The sequence below is a fragment of the Nocardia sp. NPDC058244 genome (assembly GCF_042882065.1).
In the GTDB taxonomy this organism is placed as follows: Bacteria; Actinomycetota; Actinomycetes; order Mycobacteriales; family Mycobacteriaceae; genus Nocardia.
The window spans coordinates 279,323-298,790 of record NZ_JBHVWX010000001.1 but is presented as its reverse complement, the minus strand read 5'-3'; the positions used below and the strand labels follow the sequence as shown (position 1 = coordinate 298,790).

20 protein-coding genes are annotated in these 19,468 nt (G+C 70.4%); 9 read left to right on the top strand and 11 right to left on the bottom strand.

From position 1 onward, the window contains the following. Positions 1-153: 153 nt before the first annotated feature. The 5 genes from ACFVW6_RS01375 to ACFVW6_RS01355 all read right to left on the bottom strand — a co-directional run bounded on the left by ACFVW6_RS01375 (position 154) and on the right by ACFVW6_RS01355 (position 6,650). The gene (locus tag ACFVW6_RS01375) at positions 154-1,719 is read right to left on the bottom strand and encodes a DUF2339 domain-containing protein (RefSeq protein WP_387790905.1); all 1,566 of its coding nucleotides are present in this window, start codon (positions 1,717-1,719) and stop codon (positions 154-156) included. Between the two features lie 1,138 nt (positions 1,720-2,857). Further along, a complete protein-coding gene (locus ACFVW6_RS01370) occupies positions 2,858-3,523 on the bottom strand; it encodes a DUF1707 domain-containing protein (RefSeq protein WP_378824238.1) in 666 nt (221 codons plus the stop codon). A 49-nt stretch (positions 3,524-3,572) separates the two neighbouring features. Then, a complete protein-coding gene (locus tag ACFVW6_RS01365; protein ID WP_218718521.1) occupies positions 3,573-4,229 on the bottom strand; it encodes a response regulator transcription factor in 657 nt (218 codons plus the stop codon). A gap of 14 nt (positions 4,230-4,243) precedes the next feature. Then, complete coding sequence (macS, locus tag ACFVW6_RS01360; RefSeq protein ID WP_378824239.1) at positions 4,244-5,422, bottom strand: MacS family sensor histidine kinase; 1,179 nt, start codon at positions 5,420-5,422, stop codon at positions 4,244-4,246. Further along, positions 5,403-6,650 carry an AI-2E family transporter gene (locus ACFVW6_RS01355; RefSeq protein WP_355275004.1) on the bottom strand — a complete coding sequence of 416 codons (1,248 nt, stop codon included), beginning with the start codon at positions 6,648-6,650 and terminating at the stop codon, positions 5,403-5,405. The genes macS and ACFVW6_RS01355 overlap by 20 nt, the downstream gene beginning before the upstream one ends. A 72-nt stretch (positions 6,651-6,722) precedes the next feature. Here ACFVW6_RS01355 and ACFVW6_RS01350 point away from each other — a divergent pair, with 72 nt between their 5' ends. Beyond that, positions 6,723-8,243 carry an adenylate/guanylate cyclase domain-containing protein gene (locus tag ACFVW6_RS01350; RefSeq protein WP_355275424.1) on the top strand — a complete coding sequence of 507 codons (1,521 nt, stop codon included), beginning with the start codon at positions 6,723-6,725 and terminating at the stop codon, positions 8,241-8,243. A gap of 4 nt (positions 8,244-8,247) precedes the next feature. Next, positions 8,248-9,330 (top strand): YbhN family protein, encoded by a 1,083-nt coding sequence (locus ACFVW6_RS01345; protein WP_355275007.1) that lies wholly within the window; start codon positions 8,248-8,250, stop codon positions 9,328-9,330. 2 nt (positions 9,331-9,332) lie between these two features. Here the strand turns inward: ACFVW6_RS01345 and ACFVW6_RS01340 are convergent, their stop codons facing one another. Next, positions 9,333-9,689 (bottom strand): DUF3054 domain-containing protein, encoded by a 357-nt coding sequence (locus tag ACFVW6_RS01340; RefSeq protein WP_378824240.1) that lies wholly within the window; start codon positions 9,687-9,689, stop codon positions 9,333-9,335. 83 nt (positions 9,690-9,772) lie between these two features. After that, positions 9,773-11,410 (bottom strand): NTF2-like N-terminal transpeptidase domain-containing protein, encoded by a 1,638-nt coding sequence (locus ACFVW6_RS01335; RefSeq protein ID WP_355275013.1) that lies wholly within the window; start codon positions 11,408-11,410, stop codon positions 9,773-9,775. Between the two features lie 439 nt (positions 11,411-11,849). Here ACFVW6_RS01335 and ACFVW6_RS01330 point away from each other — a divergent pair, with 439 nt between their 5' ends. Both ACFVW6_RS01330 and aroQ read left to right on the top strand, forming a co-directional pair. Next, on the top strand, positions 11,850-12,431 hold the full coding sequence (locus ACFVW6_RS01330) for a hypothetical protein (protein ID WP_355275014.1): 582 nt from the start codon (positions 11,850-11,852) through the stop codon (positions 12,429-12,431). Between the two features lie 15 nt (positions 12,432-12,446). Next, entirely contained in the window at positions 12,447-12,905 is a 459-nt protein-coding gene (gene aroQ / locus ACFVW6_RS01325) for a type II 3-dehydroquinate dehydratase (protein ID WP_378824242.1), read from the top strand. A gap of 97 nt (positions 12,906-13,002) precedes the next feature. On the opposite strand, the gene ACFVW6_RS01320 is transcribed toward aroQ, so the two are convergent. Continuing rightward, complete coding sequence (locus tag ACFVW6_RS01320) at positions 13,003-13,449, bottom strand: nitroreductase family deazaflavin-dependent oxidoreductase (protein WP_357344154.1); 447 nt, start codon at positions 13,447-13,449, stop codon at positions 13,003-13,005. Between the two features lie 180 nt (positions 13,450-13,629). Between ACFVW6_RS01320 and ACFVW6_RS01315 the strand changes: the two genes are divergently transcribed. The 3 genes from ACFVW6_RS01315 to ACFVW6_RS01305 are packed head-to-tail and all read left to right on the top strand — an operon-like array spanning position 13,630 to position 15,624. Continuing rightward, positions 13,630-14,559 carry an ABC transporter ATP-binding protein gene (locus tag ACFVW6_RS01315; RefSeq protein ID WP_378824243.1) on the top strand — a complete coding sequence of 310 codons (930 nt, stop codon included), beginning with the start codon at positions 13,630-13,632 and terminating at the stop codon, positions 14,557-14,559. Then, complete coding sequence (locus ACFVW6_RS01310; RefSeq protein ID WP_378824245.1) at positions 14,556-15,398, top strand: ABC transporter permease; 843 nt, start codon at positions 14,556-14,558, stop codon at positions 15,396-15,398. The genes ACFVW6_RS01315 and ACFVW6_RS01310 overlap by 4 nt, the downstream gene beginning before the upstream one ends. Further along, entirely contained in the window at positions 15,388-15,624 is a 237-nt protein-coding gene (locus ACFVW6_RS01305; RefSeq protein ID WP_232995771.1) for a helix-turn-helix transcriptional regulator, read from the top strand. Before ACFVW6_RS01310 ends, ACFVW6_RS01305 begins: the two co-directional genes overlap by 11 nt. Positions 15,625-15,676: 52 nt before the next feature. Here ACFVW6_RS01305 and ACFVW6_RS01300 read toward each other — a convergent pair whose 3' ends face one another. Continuing rightward, positions 15,677-16,603 (bottom strand): NAD(P)-dependent oxidoreductase, encoded by a 927-nt coding sequence (locus ACFVW6_RS01300; RefSeq protein ID WP_378824246.1) that lies wholly within the window; start codon positions 16,601-16,603, stop codon positions 15,677-15,679. Positions 16,604-16,697: 94 nt separating this feature from the next. Between ACFVW6_RS01300 and ACFVW6_RS01295 the strand changes: the two genes are divergently transcribed. Continuing rightward, positions 16,698-17,069 carry a winged helix-turn-helix transcriptional regulator gene (locus ACFVW6_RS01295; RefSeq protein WP_378824247.1) on the top strand — a complete coding sequence of 124 codons (372 nt, stop codon included), beginning with the start codon at positions 16,698-16,700 and terminating at the stop codon, positions 17,067-17,069. Between the two features lie 6 nt (positions 17,070-17,075). Here the strand turns inward: ACFVW6_RS01295 and ACFVW6_RS01290 are convergent, their stop codons facing one another. After that, a complete protein-coding gene (locus tag ACFVW6_RS01290) occupies positions 17,076-18,203 on the bottom strand; it encodes a glycerate kinase (RefSeq protein ID WP_378824248.1) in 1,128 nt (375 codons plus the stop codon). Between the two features lie 157 nt (positions 18,204-18,360). Between ACFVW6_RS01290 and ACFVW6_RS01285 the strand changes: the two genes are divergently transcribed. Next, a complete protein-coding gene (locus ACFVW6_RS01285; protein ID WP_355275028.1) occupies positions 18,361-18,672 on the top strand; it encodes a GNAT family N-acetyltransferase in 312 nt (103 codons plus the stop codon). On the opposite strand, the gene ACFVW6_RS01280 is transcribed toward ACFVW6_RS01285, so the two are convergent. Beyond that, positions 18,666-19,427, bottom strand: coding sequence for a lysophospholipid acyltransferase family protein (locus ACFVW6_RS01280; protein ID WP_378824250.1), 762 nt, complete (start codon positions 19,425-19,427; stop codon positions 18,666-18,668). The genes ACFVW6_RS01285 and ACFVW6_RS01280 overlap by 7 nt on opposite strands. Positions 19,428-19,468 lie beyond the last annotated feature (41 nt).

Sequence of the window (19,468 nt, the reverse complement as noted above, 5' to 3'; positions counted from 1 at the left end):
CGTCTCGATCAGCCGATGCCTGCGGACCATGGCGACGGCGGCGTGTCTCGCTCGGACCGGCTGAGTCCCTTCCGATTTCGCTTCATCCGACGACCACCGGGCCGGTCCGATGCGGGGCGCGCGCACAAACGGCACCGCCCTCGGCGGGGCCCGCTAGCTGTTCGGGCGGGTGGGCGCCGCGTCGGCGAAGGCACGCGCGTACCGAGTTCCGGTGAGCAGCAGGAGCATTCCGACCACCAGGAAGGCGGCAACGCGGACCAGGCCGGACAGCGTCGACAGATCGAACAGGAACAGCTTGGCCAGCGCGGCGGCGGCCACCAGCAGGCCCGAGACCAGGCAGACCTTGGCGACGGCGGGCGAGCGGGACAGTCGGCGCAGGCCGTAGAACAGCGCGGCCGTGGCCGCGGCCATCCACACGATGGTGGCGATGCTGTGGCCGAGGATGAAACCGTCCGAACCGCCGAGGGATACGCCCAGCGAGACCGACGCGACCAGCACGTAGTAGAGCCCGGCGACACTCACCGCGATCCACACCCCGGTGACGAGCGCCTGCTCACCCCAGCCCCGCACCCGGGGCACCGTCCACGCCACCATGGCGGCGACGCCGAGCCCGAGGACGGCGGCACCGGCGGTCGCGAGGTCGAGGCGCTGGTCGGCGAGGCGGTGCAGCGCCAGGGTTTCCGGCGTGGCCATCGCCAGCAGCACCAGTCCACCGAGTGCGGCGAAGGCGATGCCGAGGCTGGCGCTCACCCGCGTCCGGCTTGTCGCCGCGACCGCGAGGAAGGCCAGGGCCACCGTCGCGAACGCGATCGGCAGCAGCCGCGGCTCACCGCCGGTCCCGGTGACGCAGGTCAGCAGGAGGGCGACGGCGCCGGTGAGCGCGGCGACCAGCGCGGTGTGCCGGGGAATCCCGAGGCGCTCGGCGAGCCCGGCGACCAGCGTCGTCGCCGCCAGGCCGAGCAGGATCGCGGCCTGCGCGCCGGTGATCGCCGTGGTCACCGGGCGGTCGAACAGCAGCGCGGCGGCGAAGACGGGCAGCGCGGTGAGCGCGATCGTCACGCTCGCGGTGATGTCGCCGCTGCGCCGCCGCACCACCAGCAGCGCGCCGATCAGCCCCACCACCGCGCTGGCGACGGCCGCTGCCAGCAGCCCGCCGCGCTCCTCGACGACCTCGTCACCGGCGATGGCCGCCGACAGCCCGCTCAGCGCGATCATGCTCAGCGCGGCCAGCACCACCGGCAGGGTCCGCGCCACGTGCAGCACCGGCCACTCCCGGCGCATCTGCACCGGCACCCCCGCCGCCTGCAACACCACCAGGAACCCCAGCAGCAGGAGCTCGGTCGTCAACACGGGCGACAACACCGCCGCGCCGAGCACCACCCCCACCGCCAGCGGTTGCGACTGCCACCGCATCGCGATCCCGACCCCCGCCGACGCGACCCCCAACGCCACCGCGAGCCCGATCCCCGGTGCCACCCAGTGGTAGTACCCGGTCACCGCGACCACATCCAGGTAGGCACCGGCAATACCGGTGGCCACCAACGCGATTCCGCCGACCCGCCCACCCGGCCGCCCGAACACCCGCCACCCGGCCGCGACCAACCCGACCGAAAGCGCGCCCCCGGCAACAACTCTCGCTACCGGCTCGAAGAACCCGGCCTGCGCCGCCAGCACCAGCAACATCAGCACACCGATGAGCGTCACCCCCACACCAGCCACCGCCAGCGCCCGCGAAATCACCCCTTCCCGCTGCCACCACGGCGTCCGCGGCTCCCGCACCACCGGCGCCACCCACCCCCCACCGGGCCGCCCCGCCCCATACCCCGACGCCCGGTTCCAGCCCCCGTACGACGACGGAACATGCTGCGCCCCAGCCACTTGCCGCCCCCGCCCATACCCCGGCGCCCACGGCGACTGCCCCACCCCAGCACCACCGGGCACCCCACCGACGAACTGCCCACCCGGGACGTACCTGCCCACCGGCGGCTGCCCACCAACCGGCACACCCCCGACCACGTCGCCACCACCGACCGACACACCACCAGCCACCTGGCCACCAACCGGCGCAGCGCCAGGCACCTGGCCACCACCGACCGGTGCAATGCCGGGCATCTGTCCACTGGCGACAGGCACTCCGCCCGGAGCCGGAATACCCCCGCTCGCTGCGATATTCGACGCCGCAGCGCCGGGAACTCCGGGATTCGCCCCCACCCCGGCAACTCCGGCGGGGGCACCGGTCGACGCGGCCGCAGGGGAAGCCCCCGGAACCGATCCAGCTCCAGCGCCTGCGGGAGCACCCCACGGCGGAACCGCCGCCGGTGCATCGCGAACCGCGCTGTCAGCGACCACACGATCGCCCGCCTCCGCGGCAACCGCCCTTCCTGGCGGATCGCCCGGTATCGCCGCATCTCCGGTAACGCCTTCGCCCGAGTCGGACGCACCACCGTCCGTCCCACGGGTAGGCGAGGTGGTGATCCCGGTAGCAGCCGGAGCCCCGGATGCCGCATCGAGCATCGGCCCCGCCGGGACCGGATCGGGCGAAGTCGCATGCGGAGTCGCTGTCGCGCCCGGATCGGGCGACGCCGGAGTCGGCGCCGGTGCCGCCACGAACCCGGGGTACACCGCGGTCCGACCCGGCGCGGGCGCACCCGCGATCTCCCCCTGCAACTGTGCGCGCAGCACCTCCAGGTCACCGCCGAGCTGCCCCATCCGGGCACCCAGCGTGGTGAACTCGCCCGAGAGGCGGGCGACGAGCGCGGGATCGATCGAAGTACTCATGTCCTCATCGTCGGCGCGCGGGCCGCGCGGGACATGAGTAGAAACCCCTGCCGGGGTGCCAGTTCCTACCCGAAAACGGTCAGGAGCCGAGGAAACGGCGCCACTGGACCATGAGCGGGTACTTCGCGGTGACCGAGCCGAAGCGGACGCGGCCGTGCACGACCAGGTGCAGCGGACCGATGGGTGGACCGGTGCGGACCTTGTTGGTGACGCCGGAGCCGATGAGTTCCAGGCCGTTGAGGTCGACGGTGGCCGCAGCGGGGACCAGCAGGGTGAGCCCGCTGAGGTAGTCGTCGACCTTGATCTCGACGATCTGGGTCTGCATGACCGCCTCGGTGAAGTCCAGGGTGACGCCCGAGAGCAGGTTGTTCAGGTGCAGGACCGGCGGCACCTGCCAGGGTCCGCGGCGGTGCACGCCGGAGAGGCGGCTGCGGATCAGGCCGGGGATCGCACCGCCGGGCGGGACCGGGCGCGGGCGCGGCATCGCGGCGGGCTGCGGCGCGCCCGCCACCCGCATGCCGGGCAGGTCGACGAGCACGGCGTTGAGTTCACCGCGGGTCTTCGCGGCGAGCGCGGTGTCCATGCGTTCGGTGAACTCGCCGAGCGAGAGCATGCCGAGGCCGACGGCGCGTTGCAGCAGCTGGCCGACGTGCTCACGTTCGGCGTCGGAGACGCGCAGGTCCCGGTCGCCGACGGGGCCGGCCGTCGTGGCGCCGGGAACGAAGAGGGATTCGGGACCGCCCATGTCATCGAGGGTAGCGACGGCGGCACCCCCGGCACATCAGGGCAAACCCCTATTCGAGTCCCTGTTCGATGGCGTACCGGGTGAGTTCGACCCGGTTGGCGAGCTGGAGTTTCCGCAGCGTCGCCTGCACATGGTTCTCCACGGTGCGATGAGAGAGATTGAGCCGCGAGGCGATCTGCTTGGCGGACAGGCCCTTGGCGACCATCCGCAGCACCTCGGTCTCCCGCTCGGTCAGCGACGGGCGATGCGGTTCGTCGGCGGCGGGCGGCGCGGTCGCCATCCGGCGGTACTCGCCGAGCACGAGGCCGGCGAGGCCGGGCGTGAATACCGGCTGCCCGGCGGCGGTGGCCCGCACCGCGTCGATCAGCTCGGCGGCCGACGCGCTCTTGACCAGATAACCGCTGGCCCCGGCTTTGATCGCGTCGAGCACGTCGTCGCGTTCGGCCGACGCCGAGAGCACGAGCACCCGGCTGTGCGGGGAGACCCGCAGCACCTCGGCGGTGGCGGCCGCGCCATTGCCGTCGGTGAGCTGCATGTCCATCAGCACCACGTCGGGCTGGACCGCGGCCGCGCGGCGGGTGGCGGTGCCGACCCCGTCGGCGGTCGCGGGGACTGCGAATCCGGCCTCGGTGAGGTCGCGGGAGACGCCCTCGCGCCACATCGGGTGGTCGTCGACCACCATCACCGTGATCGCCTGGTCCGTCATCGCGGCTCCTTCGCTCAGCGCGCCGGGTGGCGCGGAATCCGGAATTCCCATTCGGTGCCGAAGTCCTCGCCCTCGGTCAGCAGTTCGGCGGTGCCGCCCAGCGCCTCGACCCGGCCGACGATGGAGCGGGAAACCCCCATCCGCCCCTCGGCTTCGGCCGCGGCGAGCCGCCCCGCCGGGATGCCGATCCCGTCGTCGCGCACGCTCACCACCAGCATGTCACCGGTGTCCTCCAGCAGCACATAGGCTTTCGCGTCCGACCCGGCGTGCAGGTCGACGTTCGACAGCGCGGTGGCCACGGCGGCGGCGATCTCCTGCGCGGCGGTCCTGGCGATCAACACCGGGTCACCCGGTGTCGCCACCGAGACCTCCGGCGTGGCCCGTGCGGTGAGCATCGGCCGCAGATCCACCTCGGCCGCACCGGAATCCGGCTGTTCGGCCTGTTCGGACAGCAGCACCCGCAGCGCCACTTCCTGTTCCCCGGCGCGCTGCGCGAGTTCGGCCGCCGGTCCGCCGATCTCGGTGCCCCGACGCTTGATGAAGGCCAGGACTTGCAGCACGCCGTCGTGCACTTCGCGGGCCAGCCGCTCCCGCTCCTGCGCGGCGGCGGTGATCCGCAGCGCCCGCTCGAGCTGGCCCTGGGCGCGGCGCGCGGTATTGGCCGCCAGGCCGAGCGCGAGGCCGACCGAGACGAGCACCGGCGCGGTCGCGTCGCCCCACACGTCCTGTCCCCACTGCTCACGCACCGTCACCACCACCGCCGACATCCCGAGCCCGGCGAGCACCCCGGCGACCGGACCGCGCAGGATCGCCATCGAGATCACCGAGTTGGCGATCCACAGCGTGGTCGGCAGCGTCTGATGACCGTGGTACCAGTCGTAATCGGCGACCAACCGGGTGGAGGCGATCAGCAGGATCGTCACGACCTGGTCGCCGAAGACCACCCAGCCCCGGATCCGGCCGGTCGCGGTGGGGAAATACCACTGCGAGAGCAGCAGCGCGGAGGTGCCCGACCAGATCGCCATCAGCGCGATCAGCACCCAGCTCAGCCGCGGGTGCTCGTAGTAGGACACCGACGCGATCTGCTGGCCGATCGCGTACAGCAGCGTGACCAGCCGGAACGCCTGGGCGGCCCGCCACAGGGGCGCGGTCGCCGCGTCGGCCGAGCTCAGCTCAGCTGTGTGCGTCCGCATCGCCGGGCTCCGCCTCGGTCTTGCTCTCTTCCTTGCGCAGCGTGCGCGCGATGTCGAACCGGCCCGGCTCGGGTTTGTCCGGCTCGGCGGCGAACATTCTTCGGTCGTCGCCGACGAGTTCGCCGTAGACCTCCTCCGGACTGTCGGCGAGCAGATAGCGGATCGCGGTATTGCCGACCGCGATCAACGGCACCGCCAGCAGCGCGCCCGCGATCCCGCCGACCACCAAACCGGCGGTGATCGCCAGGACGACGGCCAGCGGATGGATACTCACCGCCCGGCCCAGCAGCAGTGGTTGCAGCACATGACCCTCGAGCTGCATCACCGCGATGATGATGCCGAGCACGATCAGCGCCGTGACCGGCCCCTTGGTGACCAGCGCGATGAACACCGCGACGAACCCGGCGAAGAACGCGCCGATGATCGGGATGAACGCGCTGATGAACACCAGCGAGGCCAGCGGCAGCGCCAGCGGGACGTGCAGGATCGCCAACCCGGCGCCGATGCCGATCGCGTCCACCGCGGCCACCACGACGGTGGCGCGCACGAACCCGACCAGCGTGCCGAAGCCCAGCTCACCGGCGGTGCGGACCTTCTCCCGGTGCGCGGTGGGGATGATCCGGGTGACGAAGTGCCAGATCTGGTCGCCGCCGTAGAGGAAGAAGATGAGGATGAACAGGATCAGGAACGCGCCGGTGAGGATGTGCCCGATCGCGGTGGCGGTGGTCAGCGCGCCGCTGGTCAGGCTCTCGCGGTTGTCCTGGATGGTGCGCACGATGGTGTCGCCCGCGCTGCGGATCTGCTGATCGCTCAGGTGCGGCGGGCCGTTGATCAGCCAGTCCTGCACCTTGTGCACGCTGTTGGTGACCTCGTTGGACAGCCCGGGCACACCGTCGACGAACTGCTCGACGACGAAGGTCAGGATCCCGGCGAGCAGCCCGATCGACCCGACCAGCGCGACGAACACACCGAGCGAACGCGGGATTCCGACCCGCTGCATCCAGTCGACCAGCGGCGCGAGCAGCGCGGCCGCGAGCAGCGCGATCGCCAGCGGAATCACCACGGTGGCGAACTTCTGCACCAGCATCCCCACCGCGAGCAGGGCGGCGAAGATGATCAACAGCCGCCAGCTCCAGGCGGCGGCTTTGCGGACCAGGGGATGGACTGCCTCGGCGTCCGCGCGCCACGGCACGGACGTGGGCCCGGAATCTACCTTCTGGTCGGTCACCCGAGAGAGCCTATCGGTCCGAACGCTAGATTGGTGGTCGTGTCGGCGCCCCTGGAAGCGGTCAAACAGACCATGCGAACGCGCTGGCCGCTGTATCTGACCTCGGTACTGCTGGCCAATGCCTTCGGCGCGGTCCTGGTGTGGGCCTTCATCCAATACGGCCTGCCCGTCCCCGAGGGCGATCCCGGTGGCGTGCGCCAGACCGGCTTCCTCGCGCCGGTGCTGGTCTTCGGTGCCGCCGCGGTGCTGAGCATCGCCGGTGCCGCGCTGATGCTGCGGCCGGTGATGCGCTGGCAGATGCGCGGCGGCCCGCCCAGCAGGCAGGAACAGATGGCGGCGCTGCACGTGCCGCTGCGCCAGTCGATCCTGCACCTGGTGCTGTGGATCATCGGCGGCGGCATCCTCGCGGCGCTGATCATCGTCGAGTCGCCCGAGCTGGCCGGCGCGGTGATCGTCACCGAGTGTATGGCCGCCACCATCGTGTTCGGCTTCACCTACATGCTCGGCGAACGCATTCTGCGCCCGGTGGCCGCCGAGGCGCTGACCGAGGGCACCTTCGACCACACCCTCACCCCCGGCGTCGGCACCAGGATGGCGATGACCTGGGGCATGGGCACCTTCGCGCCGACCATCGCGATCGTGCTGCTGTGCGTCACCCAGATCTCCTCCGATGTGAAGTTCTCGGCGAAGTCGCTGGCCATCTCGATCCTGCTGCTGTGCGGCGTGGTGATCATGCAGGCGCTGGCGCTGTCGATGCTCACCGGCTCCTCCATCTCCGACCCGGTGCGCCAGCTGTCCCAAGCCATCAACAGGGTGCAGGGCGGCGCGCGCGATGTGCAGGTGGAGGTCTACGACGGCAGTGAGATCGGCCTGCTCCAGGTCGGCTTCAACCGGATGATGGAGGAGGCGGCCAAGCGGCGCAAGCTCCAGGAACTGTTCGGTCAGCACGTCGGGGAGGACGTGGCCCAGCGCGCCCTGGACTACGGCACCGAGCTGGGCGGTGAGACCAGGTTCGTCGCCGTGCTGTTCGTCGACATGGTCGGGTCGACCGCCGCCGCGGCCGAGCGTCCGCCGACCGAGGTCGTCAGCCTGCTCAACGAGTTCTTCCGGGTGGTGGTCGACGTGATCGACCGCCACCACGGTTTCGTCAACAAGTTCGTCGGTGACGCGGCGCTGGCCATCTTCGGCGCGCCGCTGGACCGGCCCGACGCGCCGAGTGCCGCGCTGGCCGCCGCCCGCGACCTGCGCGAGGCGCTGCGCGAGGTGACCAGCCTCGACGTCGGTATCGGCGTCTCGGCGGGCCTCGCGGTCGCCGGCAACATCGGCGCCGCGAATCGTTTCGAATACACCGTGATCGGCGACCCCGTCAACGAGGCGTCGCGGCTCACCGAATTGGCCAAAGATCAACCCGGCCGCGTTCTCGCTTCGGGCAGCGCGCTCTACTTCGCCGACGAAAGCGAGCAAGACCATTGGGAAACCGGCGACGAGGTGCAACTGCGTGGCAGACGCAGGAAAACCCGCCTGGCCTGGCCGAAACCGCCGAGCGCCGCACCCGGAGCGGACGAGGAAGAACAGCTCCGTTCGTTAGGCTGAGACCGTGACGGCCGACGGCGACCTAGCAGGCGATCCCGCCTCGCCTCCGGCCGAGCGCCGCCGCCGGTTCCGGTGGGTGAAATGGGTGCTCGGCGCGGTGCTGCTCGCGCTGCTCATCGGCGAAGGCGTCTACCTGTGGCCGCGCCTGCACGAATCGTGGCGCACGCTGACCGAGATCCACTGGGGCTGGCTCGTGCTGTGCATCGTGTTGCAGGCGATGTCGATGAGCGGATTCGGCCGGGTGCAGAAGCAGCTGCTGCACGCGGGCGGGGTGGACGTCAGCCAGGGCAAGTCGGTGTCGGTGGTCTACGGCGCCACCGCGATGTCGGTGACCCTGCCCGCCGGGCAGGTCTTCTCCACCGCGTTCACCTACCGCCAGACCCGGCGCTGGGGCGCGAGCCCGATCGTGGCGTCCTGGCAGCTGGTGTTCTCCGGCGTGGTCGCCGCGGCCGGGCTGGCGCTGCTCGGCATCGGCGGTGCGGCGCTGGTGGGCAATCAGATCGGTCCGAAGCTCATCGGGTCGGTGGTGATCCTGGCCGTGCTGCTGATCGCGGGCAACTACCTCGCCCGGCATCCCGGCACGCTGGAGGCGATGCTGCGCCGGGTGCTCGCACTGGTCAATCGGCTGCGCAAGAAGCCCGCCGGTCACGGCATCGCCAAGCTGGGCGAGATCCGGCGCCAGCTCGAATCGGTGGACCTGGGCAAGAAGGACGCCGCGCTGGTCGGGCTCTGGGCGCTGGTGCACCGGTTCGCCGACGTGGCCTGTCTCGGCGCGGCGTGCTACGCCGTCGGCGCCGATCCCAAGTTGTCCGGCCTGCTCATCGCGTTCACCGCGGGCAAGGCCGTCGGTTCCATCCCGTTCGCGCCGGGCGGCATCGTCTACGTCGACGCGACCCTGATCTACGGTCTCACCGCGGGCGCGGGCCTGCCCGCGTCGCAGGCGGTGGCCGCGGCGTTCGTCTACCGGCTGGTCAGCTTCATCCTGGTCGCCATCGTCGGCTGGATCGTGTTCGCGTTCCTGTTCCGCACCCCGCAGGCCGACGACGAGGAATACGAGGAAGAGTTCAAGCAGCAGCGCCGGATCTGAGCTCAGCGCAGGGCGCTCAGCGCGGCTCGCCAGCCCAGCAGGAACAGGGCCAGTACACAGCTCGCGACGATGATGAAGCTCACCGCCACCCCCTGACCGCTGACCGCGCGCAGCACCATCCCGCCGACCAGGGTGCCGAGCCAGATCAGGATGCCGCTGGGCCACAGCACCGTCGCGTCGAAGCGGGTGCCGCGGGCGACGAGCACCGCCAGCGCCCAGCCGATCAGCAAGCCGATCGCGAAGGGCCACACCGTTTTCACGAGACCGGCGATGACCGCTTCGTCGTGACTGCGCCTGCCGATCGCGCAGAAAACGATCACCAACAGGGCATCAGCGGCGAACGGCGCGAATCTCCTCACGCAAGCAGCCTAACGGTTCGTGATCTTCATCGAGCCCGCGCCGAGCCCCACTGATCAGTGCACACTCTGTGCGTGCAGCCGCGCTACGGCTCCGGCGAAGCCAGCGATTTCAGCAGGACGGCGGCCAGCCGCGAGGTCGCGTCGCCGCTGTCGGCGTCGGCGATGTGCACCGCGAACACCAGGTCGCCCATGGTGGCCAGCAGCCAGCCGTCGGGGCCGCCGGTCGCCGCGAAGGCGGTGACATCCCGGAAGCCACGCAGCGCAGCGGTTTCCGGCTTGCCGATGCCCTCCATCATCAGGCCGCGCAGCCGGTCGACCGCGGGCTGGGTGAGCGCGGGCACCGGCGTGTCGGTGGTGCTCGGCTTGCCGTTCTCGATCATCGGCGGCACCACCGAACCGCGCGAGATCGCGGCGGCGGCGATCGCCATGCCGAAGGGGCTGACCAGCACCGCGTCCGACCCGGCGCCCTGCCGGACCTGCTCGGTGCTGCGGCCGGGGGCGCTGATCCGCCCGGTCACCTCGTCGAGCCCGTGCACCTTGAAGTCGACGCCGACGCCGAGCGCGGTGGCCGCCTCCGCAGCCTCCTGCACCGAGACATCCTGCGGCGCTTTGTTCTTCGCGGCCGCGGCGACGGTGCGGAACAGTTCCATGGTGCCGCCGGCCGGGTACAGCCCGGTGAACGCGATCGGGCCCTTCTCGGTGGCGTAGCTGTTCTGCGCGACGGCCACCACCGCGCCGGTCGACGGCTGGATCGCGACCACCGAGGCCGGCGTGCCGACGCTGACCACCGCGTCCTCGGCCGCGCGCTGCAGGCGCTGGTCCATGGTCGCGGAGATGTCGGGCCCGGCCGGGCCCTGGTAACCGGCGACCTGGTTGACGAACCGGCCGTCGGCCTCGAAGATCTGCACGCCCCAGCCGGAGGTGGTCTCCTGGCTGTCCTTCCACACCTCGCGCAGCGCGTCCAGCATCGGCGACCAGGTGCGGCGATCGGCGGAGATCAGCTTGGGCTGCTTCTCCATCACCACGCCGGGCACCCGCGCCATCCGCGGTTCCAGGATCGCGAAGTCGCCCTCGCGCAGGTTCACCGCGACGACCGGCTGACCCTGCGACGCGGCCAGCTGCTGCATCAGCGACGGCCCGGTGATCAGCGGCGCGACCGGTTCGATCGCGTCGGCGAGCGCGTTCGTCGACCCCACCAGGTCGCCGGTGCGGCTCGGATCGATCTTGATGACATTGATCGTCTGCTCGGTCATCAACAGCTCACCGGGCAGGTCGACCACGCGCGGCGGCGGCTTGGCCGTGGTCCGCACCAGCTTGACGGTGCGATTGTTGGCCAGCTGCGGCATGACGACGGCCGGGTCCCAGGAGATCCGCCAGCCGATCGCGAGCTTGCGGACGGTGCCCTGCAGTGTGTAGGTCCAGTCCTTGTGCTCGCCGAAGTTCCAGGCGACTTCCATGCTGAAGATCGCCGACTGCCGGTCGAGGTCGATGACCTGGCTCGGCTCGTAGTCGACCTTGCCGGTCGCCAGACCCTCGAACATTTGCTTCATGGTTGCCGAAGCGGCGGCGGGGTACGAGGTCAGGTCGGCGGCTTTGGTGTAATCCTGCGCGTCCAGCAGATCGGTGAACCGCTGGACAACCGACTCCGACTCACTCGGCTTCCCACCCACTCCGCACGAGCACAGCGCGATGGCGAGGGTCGCAACCCCCGCGATCGCCATTGCGCCCCGTGCGCGAAAGCGGCGGGATCCCCACACATCCATATCGCCCACTCTTCACTCTTGCCACTCCGGTAACAAATCCACCGTACCGGAAGTTGACCCGTCTCCGATGCCCCGGTAACACGGGACGCTACCCGACCTCAGCACCTAGATTGTGCCCGAAATCTCGCCCCGATGAGGGTCTGATTTCGAACCTCGCCCAGCCAGTGGCAACATCTGGCGCGCTAACCGTACCGACCGGCGCGCCGAGTTGTGCGGATCTCGCATTGTCCGGCGATTCAACGCCGGGGTACCCAGCCCGGCCGGCGCTCAACCCACCGCCCCCGACCCGGGCCGACCGGGAACATTCGCGTTCACGCAGAGCATAAACCGCTACGCATATATCGGCGTAATCTTGTAATCATCGCAACGTGCGCAACAGAGATAGCAGGTGATTTCCATGCGGAACGCCCATCGCGAACGCGGATTCGGCCGACCCGGCGGTTGGCAGCAAGCGGACCTGCCCGACCCGGCCGACGCCGCCGACTGGTTCGCCGGACGATTGCCCGACGACTGGTTCACCGGCCCGCCCGAGATCGAGATCGACCGTGACGAGATCGTGGTCGTCGGCGAACTGCCGGTGCCACAGCCCAAGTCGGCCGACGCCGACGCGCCGCCGGTCTCGGCGGCCACGAAAGAGGGAGCACTGGCCCGCTTCCGCGAGTCCACCCGCCCGGCCAGGATGCGGATCGCCGACGAGGCCCAGCGCCGCTACGGGCGCAGCGTCGCCTGGGGCGTGCAGGTCGACGGTGAGCGAATCCTGTTCACCCACCTCGCCGTTCCGGTGATGACCCGGCTGCGGCAGCCCGAGCGCCAGGTCCTCGACACCCTGATCGACGCAGGCGTGGCCCGTTCCCGCGCCGACGCGCTGGCCTGGACGGTGAAACTGGCGGGCAAGCACGCGGAGTCCTGGCTCGCCGAACTCCGCGAGGCCATGCGCAAGGTCGACGACCTGCGCTCGGAGGGCCCGACCGGCCTGTGAATTAAGGTGGCCTGCATGGCAGACACCGTGCAGGCCACCGGCCCGATCCTCGTGCTCAACGGGCCGAACCTGAACATGCTCGGCACCCGCCAGCCCGAGATCTACGGCGCCGACACCCTCGACGACGTCATCGCCCTGTGCGAACGGACGGCCGCCCGGTTCGGGCGCGAGGTCGTGACGTTCCAGTCCAATCACGAAGGCGCGCTGATCGACCGGATCCAGCAGGCCCGCGGCGAGGTGTCGGCCATCGTGATCAATCCCGGCGGCCTGACCCACACCTCGGTCGCGCTGCGCGACGCCCTGGTGATTCCCGAGGTACCGATCGTCGAGGTGCACATCAGCAATGTGCACGCCCGCGAGGAATTCCGGCACCACTCGTTCGTGTCCCCGATCGCCACCGCGGTCATCGCGGGCCTCGGCATCCAGGGCTACGCCGCGGCGATCGAATTCTGCTCCGCCTCTCCGCGTATTTAGGCCAGACTCAGGCGCGACCGACCCCGGGGACGCGGCCGGAGGTTCGACATCGGCCAGGTCAGCCCGTGCCCGGGAAGTTACCCATGTACGCGGCTGATCAGGCGAGACGGAACACAGGGAAACCGGGGGCGATGGCGGCGAGTTGTTCGTCCGAGGCGTTCTTGTCGACGCCCTCGAAGAACTTGCCGACCTCCCAGCCCCACTTCTCCAGGTAGAGGCGCAGCAGCGGGACCTTGTCGGCATCGGCGATCTCGGTGGCCGTGAAGGATTCGACCTTGCGGCCCAGCCGCAGTTCACCGTCGCCCGCGACGCGCAGGTTGCGCACCCACTGGGTGTGCCCGCGCGGGGCGACCAGGTAGCGCGCGCCGTCGGCGGCGGTCATCACGTTGACCATGGTGGTGCGCCATTCGCCGCTCTTGCGACCGCGCACGGCCAGCAGCCGCGAGCCCATGACGCTGATCCCCAGCTTGGGCAGCAGGTTCGCGATCTTGTTCATGATCGGGTCGAAGCCGGTGGGGCCGAGGTAGCGGGTCGCGTTGTCCATCTTGATCACTCCTGAACTGTGAGCACTGCTCTCTGTTGAGTACAAGCATGCGCGCTCGGTGGCGCCATGTCAAGAGCAGTGCTCTCACTTTCCGAAATGCCCGATTCGGCCGAAGTATTGCCGCGATGAAATGTAGTACGTATGCTACATCTCATCGAAGGTTGATGACTGGGAGGACTCATGACTTCGAGTAACAGCGTTGTGCTCGACGTGCGACAACTTCGGATGCGCTACGACGACACCGACGTCCTGCACGATGTGACATTTCAGGCCGCGCGCGGCGAAGTACTCGTCATGCTCGGGCCCAACGGCGCGGGCAAGACCACCACGATCGAGATCCTCGAGGGGTTTCGCAGGAGGTCGGCCGGCCGGGTCGACGTGCTGGGGACCGATCCCGAACACGGTGACGAACAGTGGCGCGCGCGCATCGGTGTCGTGCTGCAGTCGTGGCGTGACCACGCCAAATGGCGTGTGCGCGAACTACTTCAGCATCTCGGCTCGTACTACGTGCCCTATGCCACCGCGCGCACCCCACGGCCGTGGGACACCGATGAGCTCATCGAGCTGGTCGGCCTGACCGACCACGCGAACGCCAAGATCTCCACCCTGTCGGGCGGTCAGCGCCGCAGGCTGGACGTGGCGATCGGCATCGTCGGCAAGCCCGACCTGCTGTTCATGGACGAGCCGACGGCGGGCTTCGATCCGGCCGCGCGCCGCGACTTCCACGACCTGGTGCACCGGCTGGCCGATCTGGAGGACACCACGGTGCTGCTCACCACGCACGACCTGGACGAGGCGGAGAAACTGGCCGACCGGCTGCTGATCCTGGCAGGCGGCCGGATCATCGCCGACGGCTCGCCCGACGAGCTGTCGCGCTCGGTGGCGGGCGAGGCCCAGGTGAGCTGGACCGTGGACGGTCAGCGATTCGTGCACACCACCACCGAGTCGACCAAGTACGTGCACGAACTGTTCAAACAGCACGGCGAGGCCATCGGCGACCTCGAGGTCCGCCGGGCATCCCTGGAGGACACCTACATGGCCCTGGTCCGCCGCGCCGAATCCGGCGACACGGGCGCACCGGTGCACACTCTCGCGGAGGTCACCCGATGAACGTCACCGCCATTCGCGCCGGTCTCGCCCGCGGCGGGATCGAATTGCGCCAGCTCTACACCAACGCCCCCGATCTGATCGGGCAGTTCCTCACTCCCGCCCTCTCGCTCGCGGTGCTGTTCCTGCTGCGGAACACGATGTACGGCGAGAGCGGGCTGTCGGTCGCCGAGCTGGCCGTGCCCGGTCTGCTCGGCGCCATCATCGCGTTCAACGGCCTGTACGCGATCCTCAATGTGCTCGTCCTCGACCGCGAGGACGGCACGCTGCTGCGGGCCAAGGCCGTGCCCAAGGGCCTCAACGGCTACTTCGTCGGCAGGATCACGGCGGGCGCGGGCGCGGTGCTCGCGCAGGTGGTTATCGTGCTCGGTGTGGGCATGGTGATCATCGGCGGTTCCTCGCTGACCGACGCGGGCGCGATCGCGACCTTCGCCGGGATACTGGCGCTCGGCCTGCTGGCCGTGCTGCCCCTGGGCACGATCCTGGGCAGCCTGCTCGACAGCCGCTCGTCGTTCCTGCTGACGATTCCGCTGATGGGCCTGGTCGCCATCTCCGGCATCTTCTATCCGATCACCGCGCTGCCGGGCTGGCTGCAAGCCGTCGGACAGGTGTTCCCGATGTACTGGCTCGGCCTCGGCATGCGCTCGGCGCTGCTGCCCGCCGACGCCGTCGCCGTCGAACTCGGCCAGTCCTGGCGGCACCTGGAAACCGTTGCGGTGCTCGGCCTCTGGGCGGCGGCCGGGTTGCTGATCGCGCCGGTCGTCCTGCGCCGGATGGCGGCGCGCGAATCCGGCTCGGCGATGGCCGCGCGCAGGGACAAGGCGATGCAGCGTGCCTTCTGAGGTCATCTACAACCGCATCGCGATGCTGCGCGCCGAGCGCGGCATCTCGCGGCGCGACCTGGCCGAGGCGCTGGGTGTGCACTACCAGACCGTCGGCTACCTCGAGCGGGGCGAATACAGCCCCAGCCTGCATCTCGCCCTGCGGATCGCGGCCTATTTCGAGGTGGCGGTCGAGGTGGTGTTCGCCACCGAACCGTTCCCCCGGCTCGGCGCCGAGACCGCCTGACCACCCGAACCGTCCGGTGCCCGCGGGCCCGGACGGTTCCGGCGTGTCCGGCTCAGGCCGCGCCGCGGATCAGCTCGAAGGTCGACACCGGCTTGCCCGCCGCCTCGCTGGCCTCGACCGCCCTGCGCCAGTACGACTGGGCCAGGTGTGAGAAGCCCGCGTCGACCCCGACCTCCTCGCTGGCGTCGATGATGTGCTGCGCACCGGCCACCATCATCTTCAGCGAGGCCAGATCGGCCCAGCCGCCGTTCTGGTTGGCCACCGAGAACTCCTCCATGAAGTACGGGTAGGCCTGGCTGGACCGGATCGCGAACGGCACGAACTGCGCGATGTCGTGACCGGACTTCGCGATCATCGCGGTCGCCTGGTCGAAGGCCAGCAACCAGGGGTGGAAGGTGATCAGCAGCGCCTGGTAGAAGACCTGCGCGAGGCCGTCGTCGGCGCCCAGGTACTCCTGCGGGCTGAGCGGGCGCAGCAGCTCGGCGTGCGCGTCGAACACCTCCCGCGGACCGCTGTAGAAGATGTAGGACGCGGGGTGCTCGATATTGTCGCCCGCCGACATCACCCCGCCGGAGAGGAACTGCGCGCCCCGCTCGCGCACCCAGGCCGCACCGGCCCTCGCCTTCTCCGGCGAGTCCGAGGACAGGTTGGCGATCACCTTGCCCGCCAGGGCTTCCGGCGCCTGCCCGAGCACGTCGTACATGGCGGCGTAGTGGGTCAGGCTCAGGACCGACACCTCGTTGGCGGCCAGCGCCTCGGCGACGGTGGCGGCCCGTTTCGCGCCGAGCGCGACCATCGCGTCGACCTTGTCGGTGCTGCGGTTCCACACGGTGACCTCGACGCCGGCGGCCAGGAAGGCGCGGACCATGGCCTGGCCCATCGGGCCGAGGCCGAGGACGGAGACGGAGCGGGTGGACTGTTCGGACATCTGATGCCCCTTCGGTTCTCGATGGTTCGATGGTTCGGCGCCGGAATCCATGGTGGTCGGCGCGGGTATCGTCGGGAAGACCGAACGTCGGGGTGTGGTTGCTTACCCCGAGGTCCGAAATACGGTCGGAAGGGGTGCACCAACGATGAATGGTGACGCAGATCACGATGTGTGCGGCATGAGCCTGGCGATCGACGTCGTCGGCGGCAAGTGGAAGCTGCACCTGATGTGGGTGCTGGGCGCGGGCCCGCAGCGGTTCGGGCAGATCCGGCGGATGCTCGACGGGGTGAGCGAGAAGGTGCTCACCGAGAACCTGCGCCAGCTGGAAGCCGCGGGCGTGGTGCACCGGGAGATCTACCCCGAGATCCCGCCGCGCGTCGAGTACTCGCTGACCACCCTGGGCGACACCCTGCGGCTCGCGCTGGAACCGCTGGAGACCTGGGGCGACACCCACCGCGCCGTGCTCGCCGCGAACACCCGGCCGAGCGCGCCCGTGGTCACCGCGGTCGCGCTGTAGCGGGTCTCACCAGCGGTCGAGCGCGATCCGTTCGCCGACGCGTTCGAGCAGCGCGGCCGCGTTCGCGATCGATCGCGCCGGGTTCGGTTCGAGGTCGGCCAGGGCGTAGCAGCCGGCGAACCCAGCGGCCCGGATCTCCCCGGGCGAGAGCATCGTCCGGCCCACCGCGGCGACCACCGGCACCCCGGCCGCCTTGGCCGCGGCGGCCACCCCGACCGGCGCCTTGCCGTGCATGCTCTGGTGATCCAGCGATCCCTCACCGGTGACCACCAGGTTCGCCCCGGCCACCAGCGCCGGGAATTCCAGCAGCTCGAGCAGCACATCGATGCCGGGGCGGACCTGCGCGCCGAGTACGGCCAGCGCGCCGAACCCGGTACCGCCCGCCGCGCCGGCACCACCGATCTCGGCGTAGCCGGTGCCGAGGACGGCGGCCCAATTCGTCAGCGCCGCTTCGAGATTCACCATCCGGCAGGCGTCGGCACCCTTCTGCGGCGCGTAGACGGCCACCGCGCCCGCCGGCCCGAGCAGCGGGTTGTCCACATCGCAGGCCAGCGTGAACCGCGCCTGCGCGATGGCCGGATGCAGCGCGGCGCGATCGACCGACACCACCCGGCTCAGCAGTGCGACGACATCGAATCCGGCGGCGTCACCATGCAATTCGCGACCGTCGCGGTCGAGCAGGCGCAGGCCGAGCGCCTGCAGGAACCCGGCGCCGCCGTCGGTGGACGCGCTGCCGCCGAGCCCGAGGACGATCTCGCGGGCGCCGTGGTCGAGCGCGTGCGCGACCACCACCCCGAGACCGAAGGTGTTGGCCCGGATCGGCTCCAACCGGCCACCGGGGAGTTTGACCAGGCCGACCGCCGCGGCCAGCTCGACCACCGCGGTGTCGCCGTGCACGGCGTAGACCGCGGTCGACGGCTCCCCGGTCGGGCCAGGGGCCGGGACGACGACCCGCTGCCAGCCCGCGGCGGCGAACGCGTCGACCATGCCGTCGCCGCCGTCGGCGACCGGCACACAGCGCACGTCGACGGACGGCGCGGCCCGGCGGATCCCGGCCGCCAGCGCGATGGCGACTTCGGGCGCGGTGAGAGAACCCTTGAACTTGTCGGGAGCGAGCACCACACGTGCGGTCATGCTGATTCCTCCTGGGATGCTCGGGCGCCCTCCGTGGTTACGCGGGCTACCGCCTCCGGGCGCTGACCGATCATCCCGACATTGTCCGGGCTCGGACCGAAACCCGCCATACACAGACGCCACCGTCGAATGTCGCGGACCGGGGTAGTTTCGACGCATGGCGACCGAGGTCCGCAACAACGCCGCGCTCGAGCGGTTCGAACTCACCGCCGACGGGGTACCCGCCGGCTATATCGAGTACCAGGACACCGGGGCCGAACGCGCCCTCGTGCATACCGAGATCCATCCCCGCTTCGAGGGCCAGGGCCTGGCCAACGTGCTCACCCAGGCCGCGCTGGACGCGAGCCGCGCCGAGGGGTTCGGCGTGCTGCCGCTGTGCCCGGTGGTCCTGCACTTCGTCAAGACCCACCCGGCCTACATCTCGCTGGTGCCGCAGCGGGCGCGGGAACTGTTCGGGCTGCCTCAGTAGCTCGCGACAGCGGCGTCGACGGCCAGCTGCATCTCGTCCTTGACGAGGCGCGCGATGTCGCCGGGCCGCTGCGGAAGCTCCAGTACCGGCTCCCGGAAGTAGAACCGGGCGCCCACCACCTCCTCGGCCGTCGGCTCGACCTTCGGGTCGGGCCGCGGGCCGTAATTCATCGCCAGGGCGACCAGCGCGGGCGGCGCGTCCAGCTTGGCCGCGCGGAACGCGATATGCCCGATCCCGCTGCCGACGGACTGCACCGTCGCCGGGTCGACATCGTTGCAGGTGCCCTCGGGGAAGATCGCCAGGTGATCACCGGCGGCCAGGCGCTGCGCGCAGACGTCCATCATGCGCTGTCCCGCGGCGTTGACGGCCCTGATGCCGTGGTCCTTGCCACGGAACACCGGGATACCGCCCATCATGTCGACCTTGCGGCGCTGCTCGGGATCGACGAACAGTTCGTCCTTGGCCAGTACCCGCACCCGGCCGATCTTGCGGCGCAGCGGCGAGCGCCACGCCGTCGCGGCGACGGTGTACGGATCGCTGGTGGAGAGGTGATTGATCGCGAAGATCACCGGGCGCCCACTGCGCACCAGCGCCTTCAGCCGCTGCTCGGCGCCGTCGGCGAAGGCCACCCGCGGACGGAACCGCCGGGCCAGCACGGCATAGGACGCCAGCGCCTGCCAGCGGTTCTGCTGATGTCGCTGGTAGTAGTCGTACACGGCGTCACTGTTTTCGAGAAGGACCTCGGGCGAGTGCATGCCGCGACCCTACCGGGCGGGCCCGAGGCCGGTCGGACCAG

Bases quoted from the DNA above. Each gene is read 5' to 3' on its own strand.
- ACFVW6_RS01370 (WP_378824238.1), bottom strand. From the start codon at position 3,523: ATGGGCGGTCCCGAATCCCTCTTCGTTCCCGGCGCCACGACGGCCGGC.
- ACFVW6_RS01365 (WP_218718521.1), bottom strand. From the start codon at position 4,229: ATGACGGACCAGGCGATCACGGTGATGGTGGTCGACGACCACCCGATG.
- macS (WP_378824239.1), bottom strand. From the start codon at position 5,422: ATGCGGACGCACACAGCTGAGCTGAGCTCGGCCGACGCGGCGACCGCG.
- ACFVW6_RS01350 (WP_355275424.1), top strand. From the start codon at position 6,723: ATGCGAACGCGCTGGCCGCTGTATCTGACCTCGGTACTGCTGGCCAAT.
- ACFVW6_RS01335 (WP_355275013.1), bottom strand. From the start codon at position 11,410: ATGGCGATCGCGGGGGTTGCGACCCTCGCCATCGCGCTGTGCTCGTGC.
- ACFVW6_RS01330 (WP_355275014.1), top strand. From the start codon at position 11,850: ATGCGGAACGCCCATCGCGAACGCGGATTCGGCCGACCCGGCGGTTGG.
- aroQ (WP_378824242.1), top strand. From the start codon at position 12,447: ATGGCAGACACCGTGCAGGCCACCGGCCCGATCCTCGTGCTCAACGGG.
- ACFVW6_RS01320 (WP_357344154.1), bottom strand. From the start codon at position 13,449: ATGGACAACGCGACCCGCTACCTCGGCCCCACCGGCTTCGACCCGATC.
- ACFVW6_RS01315 (WP_378824243.1), top strand. From the start codon at position 13,630: ATGACTTCGAGTAACAGCGTTGTGCTCGACGTGCGACAACTTCGGATG.
- ACFVW6_RS01310 (WP_378824245.1), top strand. From the start codon at position 14,556: ATGAACGTCACCGCCATTCGCGCCGGTCTCGCCCGCGGCGGGATCGAA.
- ACFVW6_RS01300 (WP_378824246.1), bottom strand. From the start codon at position 16,603: ATGGATTCCGGCGCCGAACCATCGAACCATCGAGAACCGAAGGGGCAT.
- ACFVW6_RS01295 (WP_378824247.1), top strand. From the start codon at position 16,698: ATGAATGGTGACGCAGATCACGATGTGTGCGGCATGAGCCTGGCGATC.
- ACFVW6_RS01290 (WP_378824248.1), bottom strand. From the start codon at position 18,203: ATGACCGCACGTGTGGTGCTCGCTCCCGACAAGTTCAAGGGTTCTCTC.
- ACFVW6_RS01285 (WP_355275028.1), top strand. From the start codon at position 18,361: ATGGCGACCGAGGTCCGCAACAACGCCGCGCTCGAGCGGTTCGAACTC.
- ACFVW6_RS01280 (WP_378824250.1), bottom strand. From the start codon at position 19,427: ATGCACTCGCCCGAGGTCCTTCTCGAAAACAGTGACGCCGTGTACGAC.